We start from the raw sequence: 19,432 nt of genomic DNA on the forward strand, positions 1-19,432 counted from the left end.
GGCAACACCCATGATCCTTCGCTTTCCCTCCTCCCTCCTGCTCGTCCTCGTCTCGGCAGGTTGCCTGGCGAGCTGCGGCGACGGCGAGCGCGATTCGACCCCCGGAGGCTCCGCCTCAGGCGGGGGCGCGGGCGGAGGCGGCGCGAACCTCGGCGGCGGCGGGACGGGAGCGACCAGCCCCGATGCCACCGGCGCGGGCGGCGGCGCGACCGCGAGCGGCGCGACCTCCGGCGGCGGCGCGGAGGCCGTCGCGCCCGGGATCGTCAAGCACGCCGAGGGCAAGCTCGCCGAGTCGGGCCTTACCGTGGTGTCGTACGGTGGTTACCTCAACGGCGAATCCTTCCAGCAAGACGCGATCGTCTCGTTCGGCGGTTATCAATACACGGCCTTCTGGAACACCAATCGCAATGTCGTCCTCGCGCGACGGCAGCTGCCGGCCCGCCCGGGCGGCGCCGCCGGGGAATGGCAGAAGTTCGACTTCAAGGACTACCGGCTCAGCGCCGACGACGCCCACAACACCATCTCTCTCGGGATCGCGCCCGGCGACGGCACGCTCCACCTCGCCTTCGATCACCACGGCAGCACGCTCCACTACCGCCGCTCGGTCACCGGCCTCTTGACCGACCCGGAGGGCACCGCCTGGGCCGCCGCGAGCTTCGGCGCCGTCTCGAGCGCGCTCGTCGGCTCGACCGCCGTGACCCTCGTCACCTACCCGCGGTTCGTCACCGAGCCCGGCGGCGACAAGCTCCTCTTGAGCGCCCGGATCGGCGAGAGCGGCAGCGGCGACGAGCACCTGTGGGAGTACGACACGACGGCGCACGCCTGGAGCGCGCTCGGCGAGTACATCGAGGGCACGGACGCCAGCATGAACGCCTACCTGCACGGGCTCGCGTACACGCGCGGCGGCGCGCGCCTCCACGCGGCCTGGTGCTGGCGGGACACGCCGAACGCGACAACGAACCACGATCTCCTCTACGTCTACAGCGACGATCACGGGCGCACCTGGCACAACAACGCAGGGGAAAAGGTCGCGACCACCGGCGCCGCCTTCGTCACCCGGAGCACGGCGGGCCTCTCCGTGTGGGCCATCGGCCAGAACCGAGGGCTCATCAACCAGGAGCACATGACCGTCGACGAGAGCGGCCGGGTCCACGTGCTGCTCTCGCACCTGCCCGACGCCGAGGCCGACGACGCGAATTTCACGAACGCACGGGCGCGCAGCGAGTTCTTCCATTACGTCCGGGATCCGGGGGGAACCTGGACGCGCCACGGCCTCGGCCTGCGCGCGATCGAGAACTTCCGGGGAAAGCTCGCGATCTCCTCCACCGAGAACGTCTACGCGATCCTCCCCGATCTGCGCATCGCCGGCGCCTCGCCGAGCGACGGCTATGCGACCTGGACGCTCCTCGACGCCGCCGACGCGGGCCGATTCTTCTCCGATCCCCTGATCGACGCCGCCCGCCTCGAGGCCTCGGACGAGCTCACCGTGTACTATCCCGAACGGGGATCCGTGAATATCTGGGGCCTCGAGTACTCCCTGAAGTGAGCCGCGCGAACAGCGCTCCTCCCCGCTGAGCGCGCGCCTGTCCGGGCCAGATCCCGCCCGGACCGCGGCGATGACCCGCGCGCGGGCACGCTCGGTGCTCGCCCTGACGCGCGGTCTTGCCGGTGGCGAGGGCGTGCACTGCCGCGACCTCCGCGGCGGCAAGGGACACGCGCGCCGCGAGCCCCGGCGCGCTCCCGCCACGAGGAGCGTTACCAATGAGCCCCGACGCGTTCGTCAAGCGCGGATTCGCATTCATCGTGGGAGGCATGGTCGCGGTCTCCGCGTATTATCAGGCCTCCGGGGTCGCTCAGCTCATCGCCCATCAGATCGCGCGGGACGGCGCCCCTCCCGCCCTCCCGGAGCGAGCGCCCGCCCCGGCGCCGCCCGCCGACGACCGCTCGACGAGCGCGGCGCCCATCCTGGAGCGCAATCCGTTCGACTCCACGACAGGGCCGCTCGTGCCTCGGCCGAGCGCGGCGACCGCCGGCCAGGCGGATCTCTCTCAGCGCGATCCCTACCTCGCGCCGCCGTGCGATACGGGCCGCGTCGTGCTCATCGCGGTGTCCGAGGACCCGGAATGGTCGTTCGCCGCCGTCGAGGCGGAAGGCGGACGCACGGCCCTCGGGCGGCGCGGGGGGGAGATCGGCGGCCGGAAGGTCGAGCACATCGCCTGGGATCGGGTGTGGATGACGTCGGGCGGCGCGCGCTGCCAGATGCAGCTCGGCAAGAAGAGCGACAATGACGGCAAGAAGGCGGCCGAGCCGCAGCCCAGGGCGCCGGATCCGCCCCGCGCGACCCCGTCGCGCGCGTCCGGCAGGAGCGACGTCCCGCCCGAGATCGCCTCGCGCATGAAGCGCGTGAGCGACACCGAGATCGACATCGATCGATCGGCCGCCGAGAAGATCTTCGAGCAGCCCGAGATCGTGACGACCACCTCGGCGGCGATCCCGGAGATGCGGGACAACCAGGTGGTCGGGCTGAAGATGATGATCAAGCCGGGCTCGGTGCTCGAGTCGCTCGGGCTGCAGAGCGGCGATCTCGTGAAATCGATCAACAGCATCGACCTCACCGACCCGCAGAAGGCGATGATGGCCTACACGCGCATGCGCTCCGACAAGAGCCTGTCCGTCGTCGTCGAGCGCGACGGCCGCCCGGTGAGGCTCAGGGTCAACATCCGCTGACGCGAGCCGCCCCCGCGGCCGCGACGGGCCGCGGCGCTCCATTCTGGAGCGGCGCGCGCTCCATCGCGGATCGCGGCGGCGCGCGAGGCGGCGGCGCAGCGCCCCATTTCCCCTATCTCCCGTCTGGCCCGGTTCCTGCGAAGCCCGTCCTCACGAGGGAGAGGCCATGACGCACATCGATCGACGCAGGGTCATCACGAGCGACGAGGGCAGCGCGGGTGCCATCGTCCACGCGGGCGACCGCGGGGCCGGGGCGGCCGGCCGCGAGCGATACGAGCAGGGCTGGCGCGCCGGCAAGCCGGCCGAAGATCCGGAGAAGCTCAAGAGGTGGGGGCGCATCAGCGCGAAGCCGAGCGAGTACCTGATTCACATGCGGCGAGGCCACCTGCGGCCCACCTCGGGACAGGGCGCCTCGTGCTTCAAGCTCCCCGGCGACAGCGTCGCGGTCGTGCCGACCACGATCCAGAAGCTCCAGTTCACGGCCGACCAGGTCACCCTCGAGAAGGTGGGCGTGGAGGTCACAGGGCTCGCCGTCTACCGCATCGCGGACCCGCTCGTCGCCTTCCGGATGCTGAACTTCTCGTTCCCGGAGCGCGCGCAGGAGAAGCTCGAGGCGCTGCTCGTCGACATGTTCGCGGGCGCCGCGCGCCGGCTGATCGCGAACCTGTCGGTCGAGGAGTGCCTGACGCGGCGGAAAGAAGGGATCGCCGGAGAGCTGATGCGGGAGATCGTGCCGGTCGTCTCGGGGCGCGGCAGCGCCGACGACACGACCGACAAGGGGTGGGGCGTCCTCGTCGACTCCATCGAGATCCAGGACGTGCGCATCCTCTCGCCGGCGGTCTTCGGCAACCTGCAGGCGCGCTACCGAAAGGAGCAGGAGCGGATGGCCCGCGAGGCGTCGCTGCTCACCGAGCGCGCCGTCCAGCAGGGCGAGGCCGAGGCGCAGCGGGCGATCGAGCTGACGAAGCTCGCCGCCGAGGTCGAGCTGCGCACGCGCCGCCAGGAGACCAGCGAGAAGGCGCGCCTCGAGGAGATCGCCTCCGAGGCGCGGATCGAGGAGGCGCGCCTCGCGCACGAGCAGCAGATCGCGGCGCGCTCGGCGCGGGCCGAGATCGAGAAGACCGCGCTCGAGGCGGAGGCCGCGGCCGCGCGCCACGCGGCGAAGATGGCCGCGGGCGCCCACGAGATCGACCTGCTCCGGCAGCGCGCGGCGATCGCGGACGCGCGGCGGCTCGTGGCCGAGGCCGAGCTCGCCATCGCCGAGATCGAGGCGAGGAAGGCGCGGCTCGCGCAGGAGCTCGAGCTCGGGCGCGCGCGGGCGCTCCGCGAGATCGAGAACGCCGTGTCCCCGGAGATCATCCGGCTGACGGTGGCGCAGCAGATGCCGGCGCTCGCGGCCGCGTTCCAGCAGCGGATGGGCGAGGTGCACGTCACGGCGGTCGACGGGGCGAACCCGTTCGGATACATCGCGGCCGCCGTGGAGGGGGTGATGGGGCTGGCCCGCGCGGCGGGGCTCGAGGGGCCCCCGGCGCGGGCGCAGAAGGCGGAGCCGCCCGCGGAGGGCGCGCGCGGCGACGGCCGGCCTTGAGGCTCGCCGCTGCGACGGCGCGCGCGCACGACGCCGTCGCAGCGGGAGGCTAGGCGGGCCGGGGCAAGGCTGCTCTACTCGGCGCGGCGAGACGCGACGTGCCAGCACCATCCTTGACATCGAGGCGATCGCTCCCGACGCCGTCACCCCTGCTCGCGGCCGCGCTGCTCCTCGGCGGCTGCGGCGCGGAGCCGGAGGACACGTCCGCCGCGGCGCTGCGCCTGCGCTTCCCGGAGCACGCGGACGTCGTGCTGTCGGCGCGCGAGGCGTTCGCGCCGGCGGAAGGCGGGTTCCGGCTGGCGGCGACCGAGCCCGGCGGGGCCTGGATGCGGGCTGCGCGGCCGGAGGTGGAGCTGCCCCGCGACGGGAGCGGCGCGATCCGGTTCCGGTTCGCGGACGGCGGCGAGATCCGGGTGAGGGAGCTCGGCGCCGAGGGCGAGGGCGCGATGGCGGAGCGCGCGGTGAGCTACCGGCGCGCGGGCGGGACGTCGTTCTGGACGGCGACCGACGGGGGCGTGGAGGAGTGGCTGCTGCTCGAGGAGGGGGTCGCGCGCGACGGCGAGGTGGTGGCGGCGTGGGAGGTGGAGGGGGCGCTGCTGCGCGAGCGCGGCGCGGCGGTGGAGCTCGTGGACGAGGCGCGCGGCGCGCCGGTGCTGCGCGTGACGGCGCCGCGCGCGTACGCGGCCTCGGGGCGGCCCGTGGCGGTGGCGCTGCGGGCGCGGGGGGCGCGCGTCGAGCTGTCGATTGATGCGGGCGACGCGGGCGACGCGGGCGGCGAGGCGGTGCTCGTCGATCCGGCCTGGGAGCCGGCGGGGCGAAGGATCGTCGAAGTCAGGCGAGATCACACCGCGACGCTGCTGTCGCAGAGCGGCAAGGTCCTCGTGGCGGGCGGTCTCACCCGGCTCGAAGTTGTCGCCAGCGCGGAGCTGTACGACTCGGCAGACGACACCTGGAGCCCCGTGGGCCAGCCGATGCGCGTAGCGCGCTACAATCACACCGCGACGTGGCTGGAGAGCGGCGAGGTCCTCGTGCTCGGGGGGCAGCGCAACAACCTCAACGCCCCCGCGGTGGAGCCCGTCGACACCGTGGAGGTGTACGATCCCGAGACCGACACCTGGACGCCGAGAGCATCCATGGCCACGTCGCGGGTTTATCACACCGCGACGCTGCTGCCGGATGGCGAGGTCCTCGTGACGGGCGGAATGGCGGGAGTCCACACCCTTTCCAGCGCGGAGCTGTACGACCCGAGGACCGACACGTGGACCTCCGCGGCGCCGATGAACGACGCTCGCCTGGAACACGGCGCGGCGCTCTTGCGGCCGAGCGGCAAGATCCTCGTGGCGGGAGGATGGGGACTCAGCGGTGAGCTCGGGAGCGCGGAGCTGTACGACCCGGCGACCGACACCTGGACGACCACGGGGGCGCTGCCCGGAAGCGGTTGGTTCCCCGTTGTCATGGCGCCGCTGCCGAGCGGCGAGGTCGTGGCCGTGGGCACGCGGCGAGCGGCGCGGTACGATCCGACAGCCGGCGCCTGGTCCGCCACGGGCCCGATGATCGGGCTGCGCCAATCGCCCAGCGCGACGACGTTGCACAACGGCATGGTCCTGGTCGCGGGTGAGCCCTACGCCGCCACGGGCAGCGCGTCCTACAGGAGCGTGGAGCTGTACGACCCGGAGACCGACGCCTGGACCGAGACGGCGCCCACGAACGGTTCGCAGGGCTACCACTCCGCGACACGGCTGCTGAGTGGCGATGTGCTGCTGGTCGGCGACTTCGAGTACGCAGAGCGGTATTCGATGGTCGGACTCCGGTGTGCGACGGACGCCGAGTGCGGGCGCGGCGCCTGCGTCGACGGCGTCTGCTGCGAGTCGCGGTGCTCCGAGCCCTGTCACTCGTGCGCCATGCCCTCGTCGCTGGGGCGCTGCGTGCTCCAGCCGAAGGGCTTGGATGCTCGCGGCGACTGCGCGCGCGAGGGCTGCGATGGATCGTGCGACGGGCTCGGCGCCTGCTTCGCCGTGCCCGAGGGCGGCGTGTGCGCCCCGGCGCAGTGCCGCGACGAGACGCACAGCATGGCGCAGGTGCTCTGCCCCGCCGGTGGAGCCAGCTGCGCGGGCGCGAGCAGCGATGGCCGGGAGGTCGTGGATTGCGCGCCGTACGATTGCGATCAGGTCAGAGGCACCTGCAAGGTCGAGTGCAGCTCGTGGGAGGACTGCGCGCCGGGCCATGCATGCGACTTCTCCGGGCGCTGTGTGCCCGCTCCGCCCGTCGAGGTTCGGGGGTGTAGCGCCGGGCCAGCCACCGCGGCGGCGGGCGGCCCCAGGGCCGGCCTCGGCGCCGCGCTCCTTGCGCTCCTCGCCATCGCGCAGCGGAGCGCCTCGGCCTTCCGGGGCCGATCGCACCTCGCCGCCGCGCAGCGGAGCGCCTCGGTCTTCCGGGGCCGATTCCCACGGCGGCGGGGAGGCTCCTGATGTCCCCGCGCGGCTCCCTCAGGCGCGTTCGGCCGCGCCTCACCCTGCTGCTCTGGGCCGCCGCATGGCTCTCCGGCTGCAGCGGCGAGGTGGAGCCGCCTGCGTCCGCCGCGGCCCTGCGCCGCCAGTTCCCGGACCAGTCCGCGGCCGTGCTCGAGGCGCGCGAGGCGTTCGTCGCCGACGGGGAGGGGTTTCATCTGGGCTCGGCGGAGGTGAGCGGGAGACCCTCGCGGCCGCACGTGGTGCTGCCTCGCGAGGGCAGCGAGCCGATCCGGATCCGCACGCCGGCAGGGGTGGAGGTGCGGGTGCGAGAGCTCGGGGCCGCGGGGGAGGGCATGGCGGTGGAGCAGGCCGTGGCCTACCGGCGGAGCGGGGGGACGTCGTTCTGGTCGGCGACCGAGCGCGGCGTGGAGGAGTGGCTGCTGCTCGACGAGGGCGTGGCGCGCGGCGGCGAGGCGGTGGCGGCGTGGGAGGTGGAGGGCGCGACGCTGCGCGAGCGCGGCGAGGCGGTGGAGCTCGTCGAGGAGGGGAGGGGGACGGCGGTGCTGCGGGTCTCGGCGCCGCGGGCCCACGCGCTCTCGGGGCGGCCTGTGGCCATGGCGCTCAGGGCGCGGGGCTCGCGCATCGAGCTCACGGTGGACGCGGGCGGCGAGGCGGTGCTCGTGGACCCGGCGTGGGTGCTGACCCACGGCGCGATGAACGTCGCGCGGAAAGGTCATACCGCGACGCTGTTGCGGAGCGGCCTCGTCCTCGTGGCGGGCGGGCGGGACGACGGGTCTTTCGAGGAGACGAGCACCACGTTCGACAGCGCGGAGCTGTACGACCCGGCGGCCGACGCCTGGAGCTTCACGGGGAGCATGAAGCACGCGCGCGCCAGGCACACGGCGACGCTGCTCTCGAGCGGCGAGGTCCTCGTCGTGGGCGGTGACGTGGAGAGCGCCCACGAGATTGGCGGCGTCGATCTCGAGACCGCGGAGCTCTATCATCCGGAGACGGGCACATGGACCGACGTGGCGTCGATGCATCTCGCCCGCACCGGTCACACGGCGACGCTGCTCCGGAGCGGTAAGGTCCTGGTGGTGGGCGGGGGCAAGAACACCTTTTTTACCGACAGCGTGGAGCTGTACGACCCCGAGTCCGACCGGTGGGATCTCATGGCTCCGATGGACGACCCGCGCGCTGGGCACGAGGCGACGCTGCTCTCGAACGGCAAGGTCCTCGTGGCGGGCGGATCTTACGTTCCCGGCGCGTACGCCACGGCGCAGCTGTACGACCCCGAGGCCGATCGGTGGGAGTTCACGAAGGAGCCGATGAACCACGCGCGCAGCGGCCTCACGATGACGCCGCTGCTGAATGGAGAGGTCCTGGTGGCGGGCGGCCGGCATCGTGACGGCACCTGGATCGCGAGCGCGGAGCGGTACGATCCGGGGACCGGGCGCTGGAGGCTGACGAGCCCGATGAACCGCGGGCGGGTGAGCTACACCGCATCGCTGCTACCCGACGGCATGGTCCTCTTCGCAGGCGGATTGACCGACAACTTTTTCTACCTGAGCAGCGCGGAGCGGTACGACCCGGCAGCCAATACCTGGACCGTCACGACCCCCATGAGCTCCCCGCGCGTCGGGCACACCGCCACGCGGTTGTCGAGCGGCCAGGTGCTGGTGGCAGGGGGGAATTACTCTGACATCACGCTCGCCGAGACCGAGCGGTTCGGCCTGGCCCGGGGGGAGGCGTGCACCTCAGCGACCGCTTGCTTGTCCCCCGATATCTGCGTCGACGGCACCTGCTGTGACGTGCCGTGTCCCTGCGGCTCCTGCGGCGCCCCGGGGACCGAGGGGCGCTGCGGCGAGACAGGCAGCCCGGAGAAGGCCGGCTCGATCTGCGCGCCGGCCAGGTGCGCCGACGAGCTCAACACCTTCGAGGCGGTGCGGTGCACGACGGCGTCCTCCGCGTGTCCCGCGCAGGTGAGCGTGCGCTGCGTCGCCTATCGATGCGATCCGCAGAGCGGCGCCTGCAGGCAGAGCTGCGCCTCGATCGACGATTGCCTGTCGGGCTACGTCTGCAACCTGCGCGGTCACTGCGTCCCGGCGCCGCCCGCGCCGGAGGCCGCGCCCGGCTGCAGCGCCGGGCCGGGCCGGGCCGCCCCTGTCGCGGCGTGCGCGGCCGGCGCGCTGCTCCTCGCGCTCGGCGTCGCGCGCCGTCGGCGGCGCCGCGCCGGGAGGCCCGCCGCGGCGACGGCGCGAGCGCGCATGACGCCGTCGCAGCCGGGAGGCTAGGCGGGCCGGGGCAACGCTGCTCTACTCGGCGCCACGAGACGCGCCGTGCCGGCAATACCCGCTTCCTTGAGACGATCGCTTCCGACGCCATCCCCCCTGCTCGCGGCCGCGCTGCTCGTCGGCGGCTGCGGGGCAGAGCCCGACGACATCGCGGCGGCCGCCGGGCTGCGACAGCGCTTCCCGGCGCATGCGGACGCCGTGCTGTCGGCGCGCGAGGCGTTCGCGCCGGCGGCGGACGGGTTCCGGCTGGCGGCGACCGAGCCCGGCGGAGCCTGGATGCGGGCGGCGCGGCCGGAGGTGGAGCTGCCCCGCGACGGGAGCGGCGCGATCCGGTTCCGGTTCGCGGACGGCGGCGAGATCCGGGTGAGGGAGCTCGGCGCCGAGGGCGAGGGCGCGATGGCGGAGCGCGCGGTGAGCTACCGGCGCGCGGGCGGGACGTCGTTCTGGTCCGCGACCGAGCGCGGCGTGGAGGAGTGGCTGCTGCTCGAGGAGGGCGTCGCGCGCGCGGGCGAGGTGGTGGCGGCGTGGGAGGTGGAGGGGGCGCTGCTGCGCGAGCGCGGCGCGGCGGTGGAGCTCGTGGACGAGGCGCGCGGCGCGCCTCTGCTGCGCGTGACGGCGCCGCGCGCCTATGCGGCCACGGGGCGGCGCATGACCGTGGCGCTCCGGGCGCGGGGGGCGCGGATCGAGCTGTCGGCGGATGCGGACGGCGAGGCGGCGCTCGTGGATCCCGCGTGGGAGCCGGCGGGGCGCAGCAACGTCGCGGTCAGGCGAGATCACACCGCGACGCTGCTGTTGCAGAGCGGCAAGGTCCTTGTGGCGGGCGGTAGCGACTGGCCCGAGGAGCTCGCCGACGCGGAGCTGTACGACCCGACAGACGACACCTGGAGCCTCGTGGGCCAGATGCTCGTAGCGCGCTACCGTCACACCGCGACGCTGCTGGAGAGCGGCGAGGTCCTCGTGCTCGGGGGGCAGAACAACCTCTCCGGGGACGCGCCCGTCGACACCGTGGAGCTCTACGACCCGGAGGCCGGCACCTGGAAATCCGGAGCATCCATGGCCACGCCGCGGACTGAGCACACCGCGACGCTGCTGCCGGATGGCAAGGTCCTCGTGGCGGGCGGAGCGACGGGAAGCTGGGCTCTCTCCAGCGCGGAGCTGTACGACCCCATGACCGGCATCTGGACCTCCGCGGCACTGATGAACGACGCTCGCGAGGCCCACGCTGCGGTGCTCTTGCGGCCGAGCGGCAAGGTCCTCGTGGCGGGAGGATGGGGACTCAGCGGTGAGCTCAGGAGCGCGGAGCTGTACGACCCGGATACCGACACCTGGACGCCCACGGGGTCGCTGCCCGGAGGCAACACGTTCTCCTCGGACGCCCTTGTCATGGCGCCGCTGCCGAGCGGCGAGGTCCTGGCCGTGGGCACGCTGGGAGCGGCGCGGTACAATCCCACAGCCGGCACCTGGTCCCCCACGGGCCCGATGGTCGGACGGCGCCCCTCGCCCAGCGCGACGGCGTTGCTGAACGGCATGGTCCTGGTCGCGGGTGAGCCCTCCTCCTCGGACAGCGCGTCCTACAGGAGCGTGGAGCTGTACGACCCGGAGACCGACGCCTGGACCGAGACGGCGCCCACGAACGGTTTGCACGACGACCACTCCGCGACACGGCTGCCGACCGGCGATGTGCTGCTGGTCGGCGAATCCGTGTACCCAGAGCGGTATTCGATCGTCGGACTCCGGTGTGCGTTGGACGCCGAGTGCGGGCGCGGCGCCTGCGTCGACGGCGTCTGCTGCGAGTCGCGGTGCTCCGAGCCCTGTCACTCGTGCGCCATGCCCTCGTCGCTCGGCCGCTGTGTGCTCCAGCCGAAGGGCTCGGATGCCCGCGGCGACTGTGCGCGCGAGGGCTGCGATGGATCGTGCGACGGGCTCGGCGCCTGCTTCGCCGTGCCCAAGGACGGCGTGTGCGCCCCGGCGCAGTGCCGCGACCAGACGCACAGCGTGGCGCAGGTCCTCTGCCCCGCCGATGGAGCCAGCTGCGCGGGCGCGAGCAGCGATGGCCGGGAGGTCGTGGATTGCGCGCCGTACGATTGCGATCAGGTCAGCGGCACCTGCAAGGTCGAGTGCAGCTCGTGGGAGGACTGCGCGCCGGGCCATGTGTGCGACTTCTTCGGCCATTGCGTGCTCCCTCCGCCCGCCGCGAGCCCGGGTTGTAGCGCCGGGCCGGCCACCGCGGCGGCGAGCGCCTCCAAGGCCGGCCTCGGCGCCGCGCTCCTTGCGCTCCTCGCCGTCGGGCAGCGGAGCGCCTCGCTCTTCCGGGGCCGATTCCCACGGCGGCGGGGAGGCTCCTGATGTCCCCGCGCGGCTCCCTCAGGCGCGTTCTGCCGCGCCTCACCCTGCTGCTCTGGGCCGCCGCGTGGCTCTCCGGCTGCAGCGGCGAGGTGGAGCCGCCTGCGTCCGCCGCGGCCCTGCGCCGCCAGTTCCCGGACCAGTCCGCGGCCGTGCTCGAGGCGCGCGAGGCGTTCGTCGCCGACGGGGAGGGGTTTCATCTGGGCTCGGCGGAGGTGAGCGGGAGACCCTCGCGGCCGCACGTGGTGCTGCCTCGCGAGGGCAGCGAGCCGATCCGGATCCGCACGCCGGCCGGGGTGGAGGTGCGGGTGCGAGAGCTCGGGGCCGCGGGGGAGGGCATGGCGGTGGAGCAGGCCGTGGCCTACCGGCGGAGCGGGGGGACATCGTTCTGGTCGGCGACCGAGCGCGGCGTGGAGGAGTGGCTGCTGCTCGAGGAGGGCGTGGCGCGCGGCGGCGAGGCGGTGGCGGCGTGGGAGGTGGAGGGCGCGACGCTGCGCGAGCGCGGCGAGGCGGTGGAGCTCGTCGAGGAGGGGAGGGGGACGGCGGTGCTGCGGGTCTCGGCGCCGCGGGCCCACGCGCTCTCGGGGCGGCCTGTGGCCATGGCGCTCAGGGCGCGGGGCTCGCGCATCGAGCTCACGGTGGACGCGGGCGGCGAGGCGGTGCTCGTGGACCCGGCGTGGGTGCTGACCCACGGCGCGATGAACGTCGCGCGGCAAGGCCATACCGCGACGCTGTTGCCGAGCGGCCTCGTCCTCGTGGCGGGGGGGCGGGACGACGGCCCTCTCGACGCGACGAGCACCACGTTCGACAGCGCGGAGCTGTACGACCCGGCGGCCGACGCCTGGAGCTTCACGGGGAGCATGAAGCACGCGCGCGCCCGGCACACGGCGACGCTGCTCTCGAGCGGCGAGGTCCTCGTCGTGGGCGGTGACGTGGAGAGTGCCTACGACATTGACGACGTCGATCTCGAGACCGCGGAGCGCTATCAGCCGGAGACGGGCACATGGACCGAAGCGGCGCCGATGCAACTCGCCCGCACCGCGCACACGGCCACGCTGCTCCGGAGCGGAAAGGTCCTCGTGGTGGGCGGGGGCAAGAATACCTTCTTTACCGACAGCGTGGAGCTGTACGACCCCGAGCTCGACCGGTGGGATCTCATGGCTCCGATGGACGACCCGCGCGCTGGGCACAAGGCAACGCTGCTCTCGAACGGCAAGGTCCTCGTGGCGGGCGGACGTTACGTTCCCGGCGCGTACGCCACGGCGCAGCTGTATGACCCCGAGGCCAATCGGTGGGAGTTCACGAAGGAGCCGATGAACCACGCGCGCAGCGGTATCACGATGACGTCACTGCCGAATGGAGAGGTCCTGGTGACGGGCGGCTGGATCGCGAGCGCGGAGCGATACGAGCCGGAGGCCGGGCGCTGGACGCTGACGAGCCCGATGAACCGCCGGCGGGCGGGCTACAGCGCATCGCTGCTACCCGACGGCATGCTCCTCTTCGCGGGCGGAGTGAACGACAGCGGTTTCTACCTGAGCAGCGCGGAGCGGTACGACCCGGCGACAGATTCCTGGGCCTTCACGACCTCCATGAGCTCCCCGCGCGTCGGGCACACCGCCACGGTGTTGTCGAGCGGCGAGGTGCTGGTGGCAGGGGGGAGTTACTCTGACATCACGCTCGCCGAGACCGAGCGGTTCGGCCTGTCCCGGGGGGAGGCGTGCACCGCGACGACCGCTTGCTTGTCCCCCGATATCTGCGTCGACGGCACCTGCTGTGACGTGCCGTGTCCCTGCGGCACCTGCGGCGCCCCGGGGACCGAGGGGCGCTGCGGCGAGACGGGCAGCCCGGAGAAGGCCGGCTCGATCTGCGCGCCGGCCAGGTGCGCCGACGAGCTCAACACCTTCGAGGCGGTGCGGTGCACGACGGCGTCCTCCGCGTGTCCCGCGCAGGTGAGCGTGCGCTGCGTCGCCTATCGATGCGATCCGCAGAGCGGCGCCTGCAGGCAGAGCTGCGCCTCGATCGACGATTGCCTGTCGGGCTACGCCTGCAACCTGCGCGGCCACTGCGTCCCGGCGCCGCCCGCGCCGGAGCCCGCGTCCGGCTGCAGCGCCGGGCCGGGCCGGGCCGCCCCCGTCGCGGCGTGCGCCGCCGGTGCGCTGGTCCTCGCGCTCGGCGTCGCGCGCCGCCGTCGACGCCGCGCCGCCAGCGCTCTCGGCACGCTCGTCGCGCTCGCCGCCGCCTTCGCGCACGCCGCCGCGCTCGCCCAGCCGGCCGCGGCTCCGGCCTCCCCCGCGCCGCCCGCGTCCTCGCCGCCCGCCGCCGCGGCTCCGGCGCCGCCGCCCGCCGCCGCGCCGCCGCCGCCCGCCGCCGCGCCGCCGCCGCCCGCCGCCGCGCCGCCGCCGCCCGCCGCCGCGCCGCCCTCGGACGCCGTCGAGCCTCCGCCCGCCGCCAATCCCGTCGCCGAGGCGCGCGCCCACTTCGAGCGCGGCCTCGATCTGTATCGCCAGGGCGCCTGGGAGGCCGCGCTCGCCGAGTTCCTCGCCTCGCGGCAGGACTATCCGACCTGGAGCGCCACCTCGAGCGCGGCGCTGTGCCTCCAGCAGCTCCGCCGCTACGACGAGGCGCTCGCGCTCTTCGAGACCCTGCTCGGCGACTTCGCGCAGCGGCTGCCGCCGGAGACCAGGAACGCCGCGCAGCAGGCCGTCGTGCGCCTGCGCGGGCTGGTCGGCACCGTCGACGTCGCCGACGCTGAGATCGGCGCCTCGATCATGGTCGACGGCCAGCGCCGCGGCGATTATCCGCTGCCCGCGCCGCTGCGCGTCGGCGCGGGCAGCCACGTGATCCGCGTCTACAAGGAGGGCTTCGAGCCGTTCGAGACCCGCGTCGACGTCGCCGGAGGGCAGGTGGTCCGCATCCTGTCGCGCCTCCAGAAGCTCGTCGAGTCGGGGCGCCTGCGCGTCATCGAGCGGAACGGCAAGGCGCTCGACGTGCTCGTCGACGGCTACACCGTCGGCAAGACGCCGTGGGAGGGGCCGCTCTCGCCCGGCCATCACACGGTGGTGCTGCGCGGCTCGGGCGACCTCGGGACCATGCCCGCCTCGGTGATCATCCGGCTCAAGCAGACGACGCCCCTCGCCCTCTTCGCCGAGGAGCTGAGCGCGACGCTCCGGATCGAGCCCACGCCGGTGTGCGCGAGCGTCACCGTCGACGGCGTGGCGCTCGGCAGCGGCATCTGGGAGGGGCGCCTGAGCCCCGGCCGGCACCGGATCGAGGTCGCCGCGGGCGGCTTCGTCACCGCGCAGCGCGAGGCGGTCCTCGCCCGCGGCGCGCGCACGGTCGTGTCCGTGCCGCTCGAGCGCGTGCGGCTCGGGCGCCCTCCGGGGCGGTTCCTCGTCGAGCTCGACGCGGGCCCGGCGTTCCTGCCGTCGTTCGGCGGCGCCGCCGCGGTCCAGTGCACGGGATCGTGCTCGATGGGCGTCGGCGCAGGCGGCGTCGGCGCGATCCACGCCGGCTACGAGCTCTGGTCCGGCTTCGGCTTCGGCGTGACGACCGGCTACCTCCAGGTGCACCAGACGGTGGCCGCCCGGCGCATGTCGCTGCAGATCCAGGACAGCCTGCCGGACAGCTCCGGCGCGGCCGACGACGCCCTCGTCCTCCGCGGCTTCCTGGCGGGCGGCTGGGCCGGCCTGTCGCTCGGCGACCGCCACCGCTTCTCGGTCCGGCTCGGCGCCGGCGCCCTGCTCGGCACCGTGCGCGACGAGCGCACCGGCACGTTCACCTCCGCCAGCGCCATGGAATTCCACCTCGATCCCACGGTGGCGCAGGACCCCGCCAGGTTCTTCGTGATGACGCCGGAGGTGCGCGGGGGCCTGCGCTTCGGGGATCACCTCGCGGTGACGGCCGGCCTCGCGGCGGCGGTCCTGGTCCGGCTGAAGGAGCCCGTATGGACGAACCCCCCGGAGGGCGCCTACGGCCGGGTCGACCTCGATCGCGGGTACTTTGCCAGGTTCGAGCAAGAGTCGCTCGCCGGCACGGTGATGGTCGTGATCGCGCCCAAGATCGGGATGCGCTACACGTTCTGACGTGGCGTGGGGGGCCGGTCTGGCTGGCCCGACCCGTCCTGTGGGAGCGCAACAATCCGGCGTGGCAGCACGGATGCCCTGGGCTCGCGGGTCGAGGTAGCATCGCGATTGAGGCCCCGCCTACATCTTCTAGAGTAAAGCTTTCTTGTGGACGGCAAGACCTTGAGCGGACGGTACACCCTGGTCCGCCTCCTCGGCCGAGGAGGGATGGGGGCTGTCTACGAGGCCGACGACGCCGAGCAGGGGCGCCGCGTGGCCGTGAAGGTCATGAACGGCGAGATCGTCCACAGCCGATCTGCGCTGGAGCGGTTCGAGCGCGAGGCGAGGGCCGCGAGCGCCATCCAGACCGAGCACATCGTCCGCGTGCTCGACACGGGCGTGGACCGCGAGACCGGCTCGCCGTTCCTGGTGATGGAGCTGCTCCGCGGCGAAGATCTCGCGCAGCTCCTCTCGCGCCTCGGCCCGCTGCCCCCGCGGGTCGCGCTCCGGATCGTGGCGCAGGCCTGCGTCGGCCTGCAGAAGGCGCACGAGGCCGGCGTCGTGCACCGCGACATCAAGCCCGCCAACCTGTTCCTCGCCCAGCGCGAGGGGGGCGCCGGGCTCATCGTGAAGCTGCTCGATTTCGGCATCGCCAAGATCAAGCCGGCCCACGAGCCGCGCCGGGACACGACGGGGCTCACCCGGTCCGGGAGCATGCTCGGGACGCCCCGCTACATGTCCCCGGAGCAGGCGCGGGGCATCAAGGACATCGATCACCGGACCGACATCTGGGCGCTCGGGATCGTCCTTTACCACGCGCTCGCGGGGCGCACGCCGACCGAGGACGTCGAGGCCTTCGGCGATCTCATCGCCACCCTGGTCGCCGACCTCCCGCCGCCGGTCCAGGACTTCGCGCCGTGGGTCCCGCCCGAGATCGCCGCGGTCGTCGACGGCGCGCTCCAGTACCAGCCCGTCGCCCGGTACCCGTACGCCTCGGTGATGCTCGACGCGATCAGGCCGCTCCTCGGGAACGACCCGCTCTCGCTCGACGAGGGCATGCTGGTCCCGCTCTCGCCGTCGGAGCGCCAGACCGCGGCGCCGAGGCTCGAGGTCCGGGCGAGCCCGCGCGTGCACCGCCGGGGCAGCGTCGCGGGCGCGGCGGCGGGGAGCGCCGCGAAGCGCTGGCGCGACCAGTCGACCGACTGCGCGACGGTGCCCGCGCTCGAGGCGGACGAGACGCCGCGGGTGAGCGAGGAGGCGCGGGCGCCGCAGCGCCCCCGGAGCAAGGCGCACGTGGCCCTCGCCGCGTTGCTCGTGGCGGGCCTCGGCTGGGGCGTGACGCACCGCGCGCGCGCCCCGGCGGGCGCGGCGATGACCGGCATGCACCTCGTCTCTCGCGGGCTCTCGAGGGCGCTCCCCACCGTCCAGTGGGCGGCGCCCCCGGCGGCCGTGCAGGCGCCCGTCCAGCACCGGGTCGAGCTGGCGATCGTCCCCGCGGACGCCTCGGTCGAGGTCGACGGGGTGCCCGCGCCCCTGAAGGACGGCACCGTCGAGCTCACGGGCGCGCTCGGGAGCAGCCACAAGGTGCGCGTCTTCAAGGGCAGCTCCGAGATCGAGCGCGAGGTCGCCATCACCGAGGCGGGCTCGCTCCCCCCGAAGCTGCAGCTGCCGCTGCCCCGGAAGCGCGCTCCGGAGAGGCGGCCCCGGCCCGCGGCGGCGAGCGCGGTCCCTGCCGCCGCCCCCGCCGACGCGTCGAGCGCGGCGCCCTCCAGGGGTGCGGGCGCCGCGCCGGCGGGCGCGCCGAGCGCCGCGCCCACCGCCCCGCTCGCGCACGACCCGCTCATGCCCCCGCGCTTCATCGAGTAGCCACCGCCCTCGTCCGGCCGGGCCGCGTGCCTGCGGCCCTGCGGCGCCCCAGACCGGCGGCGGCGCGCGTCGCCGCGGCGGGCGCCTGCGCGATCGGGCGAACCTCGTTCGCCCGGCGTTGTCTGCCCCGGAGCACCTCGCCGCCCCCGCGCCGGCGCCGCGGAGAGCGGCGTGACACAACGGATGCGGCGCTGGCCCGTCTGACCGAGCACCCGCTCGGTCCGCGGGGAGGGAGAAGAGCATGGGCGAACTCGGGATGGTGTGGGCAAGGCGCGCGCTCCTCGGCGGCGCGCTGCTGCTGGGGCTCTCGGCGGGAGGGCTCGCGTGCAGCAACAGGGGGGTATCCGAGTCGACAGCGTCATCGACGGTGTCTCCGGCGTCGGCGTCGGGGGAGACCGCGGACGTGTCGCTCGGGGCGCCGGCGGTCGGGGCCAAGCGCGAGGCGGCGCTGGCGACCGCCGCGCCCGGGGACGGCGCGGGGGCCAGCAAGGGGCGCGCGGGCATCGGCGGCCTGCCGGCGCCCGCCGCCCCGCCCCCCGTCGCCGCGGCGGTCGAGGGCGCGGCCCCCGAGGCGGCCCTCGACCCGAACGGCCGCTTCGCCACCACGTACCGCCCCGGCGGCGGCCACCTCGCGGCGTTCGAGTCGGCCGTCGCGCGCGGCATCGTCCCGGCCGGCGAGCGCGAGCTCGTGAGCGACGTCGGCGCCCGGTACGCGCCCGCGATCGACGTCCCGAAGGGCGTGACCCTCGCCCTGCGCACCGATCTCGAGCGGGCGAAGGTCCCGCCGGGCGGCGGCCCGGTGCACGTGCGCGTCGCGCTCCGCTCCACGGCGCAGGCGCCCGCGGCGCGGCCGCACCTGTCGGTGCACCTCGTGCTCGACGTGAGCGGCTCGATGAGCGGCGAGCCGATGGCGCGGGCGCGCGACGCGGCGCAGGCGCTCGTCGACAGGCTCGACGCGAGCGACGACTTCTCGCTGGTCACCTTCTCGAGCGACGCCGCGGTGAGGATCCCCGACGGCCCCGTCGGGCCCCGGCGAGCGGCGATCAAGGCCGCGATCGCGGGCATCGCCGAGGGCGGCGGCACCAACATCGGCCGCGGCCTGGAGCTCGGCTACGCGCAGGCCGCCCAGCCGGGCATCCCCGACGGCGCCGTGCGGGTCGTGCTGCTGCTCTCCGACGGGCGCGCGAACGCCGGGATCATGAGCTCGGAGCGGCTCTCGAGGCTCGCGCTCGACGCCTTCCAGGCCGGCGTCCAGACGAGCACGTTCGGGCTCGGCGCCGACTACGACGGCGCGCTGATGAGCGGCATCGCGAGCGACGGGGCCGGCGGGTACTACTACCTGCGCGATCCGGACCAGATCGCCCCGGCGCTCGCGACGGAGCTCGACAAGCGGCTCGATCCGGTGGCGACCGCGGTCGAGCTCCGGGTGCGGCTGAAGCCGGACGTGAAGCTGCTCCAGGTCTACGGCTCGCGCCGGCTGAGCGACGCCGAGGCGGCGCGCGTGCGGGCGATCGAGGTGGCGGCGGACGCGCAGGCGGCGCGGCGCGATCGCATCGCGAGGGACCGCGAGGACGACGCCGAGGGCGGGATGCGGTTCTTCATCCCGGCGTTCTCGCGCGACGACGGCCACGCGCTGCTCTTCAAGCTCGGCCTCCCCGCCGGCGCGCAGGCGCGGACCGTCGCGTCCATCGAGCTCAAGTACAAGGACCGGGTGACGAAGAAGAACGTCGTCGACGAGGCGCCGCTCAAGGTCGCGTACGCGACCGGCGACGCCGACAGCGCCGCGAGCGTCGACCTGTCGGTCGGCAAGACGATCCAGGGCTTCGCCGCCGGCGAGACGCTGGCCGAGGCCGCCCGGCACATCGCGCTCGGCGATCGCGCCCGCGCCGTCGCGCTGCTCTCCGAGCGGGAGGGCATCCTGCGCGTCGCGGCCGGCGCGCTCGGCGAGCCGCTGTTCCTGAAGGACGCGGACCGCCTCGCGCGCCTCCGCGGCCACGCGGGCGCCGCGGACGGCCTGGGCGACCCGCTCGTGCTCGCGATGCTCCTCGAGACCGCCTCGCGGTCGCACCTCCGCTGAGGGCGCATGACGATGGCCATGATGCC

Annotated in this window: 9 protein-coding genes; all 9 read left to right on the top strand. The window is 74.3% G+C overall.

Translation table 11 applies throughout. From position 1 onward, the window contains the following. Positions 1 to 10: 10 nt before the first annotated feature. The 9 genes from WMF26_RS50880 to WMF26_RS50920 all read left to right on the top strand — a co-directional run bounded on the left by WMF26_RS50880 (position 11) and on the right by WMF26_RS50920 (position 19,406). On the top strand, positions 11 to 1,546 hold the full coding sequence (locus WMF26_RS50880) for a BNR repeat-containing protein (protein ID WP_437998582.1): 1,536 nt from the start codon (positions 11 to 13) through the stop codon (positions 1,544 to 1,546). A gap of 215 nt (positions 1,547 to 1,761) precedes the next feature. Next, complete coding sequence (gspC, locus tag WMF26_RS50885; protein WP_437998583.1) at positions 1,762 to 2,727, top strand: type II secretion system protein GspC; 966 nt, start codon at positions 1,762 to 1,764, stop codon at positions 2,725 to 2,727. A 166-nt stretch (positions 2,728 to 2,893) separates the two neighbouring features. Next, positions 2,894 to 4,315 (top strand): SPFH domain-containing protein, encoded by a 1,422-nt coding sequence (locus tag WMF26_RS50890; RefSeq protein WP_437335167.1) that lies wholly within the window; start codon positions 2,894 to 2,896, stop codon positions 4,313 to 4,315. Positions 4,316 to 4,428: 113 nt separating this feature from the next. Then, complete coding sequence (locus WMF26_RS50895) at positions 4,429 to 6,783, top strand: Kelch repeat-containing protein (protein WP_437998584.1); 2,355 nt, start codon at positions 4,429 to 4,431, stop codon at positions 6,781 to 6,783. After that, a complete protein-coding gene (locus WMF26_RS50900) occupies positions 6,783 to 9,059 on the top strand; it encodes a kelch repeat-containing protein (RefSeq protein WP_437998585.1) in 2,277 nt (758 codons plus the stop codon). Before WMF26_RS50895 ends, WMF26_RS50900 begins: the two co-directional genes overlap by 1 nt. Before the next feature lie 66 nt (positions 9,060 to 9,125). After that, entirely contained in the window at positions 9,126 to 11,405 is a 2,280-nt protein-coding gene (locus WMF26_RS50905) for a Kelch repeat-containing protein (RefSeq protein ID WP_437998586.1), read from the top strand. After that, positions 11,405 to 15,484, top strand: a complete 4,080-nt coding sequence (locus tag WMF26_RS50910) for a kelch repeat-containing protein (RefSeq protein WP_437998587.1) — start codon at positions 11,405 to 11,407, stop codon at positions 15,482 to 15,484. The genes WMF26_RS50905 and WMF26_RS50910 overlap by 1 nt, the downstream gene beginning before the upstream one ends. A 147-nt stretch (positions 15,485 to 15,631) precedes the next feature. Next, a complete protein-coding gene (locus WMF26_RS50915; protein ID WP_437998588.1) occupies positions 15,632 to 17,329 on the top strand; it encodes a serine/threonine-protein kinase in 1,698 nt (565 codons plus the stop codon). A gap of 241 nt (positions 17,330 to 17,570) precedes the next feature. Continuing rightward, entirely contained in the window at positions 17,571 to 19,406 is a 1,836-nt protein-coding gene (locus tag WMF26_RS50920) for a vWA domain-containing protein (protein ID WP_437998589.1), read from the top strand. The last annotated feature ends 26 nt before the right edge of the window (positions 19,407 to 19,432 follow it).

Source organism: Sorangium sp. So ce185 (assembly GCF_051526825.1).
GTDB lineage: Bacteria > Myxococcota_A > Polyangia > Polyangiales > Polyangiaceae > Sorangium > Sorangium cellulosum_D.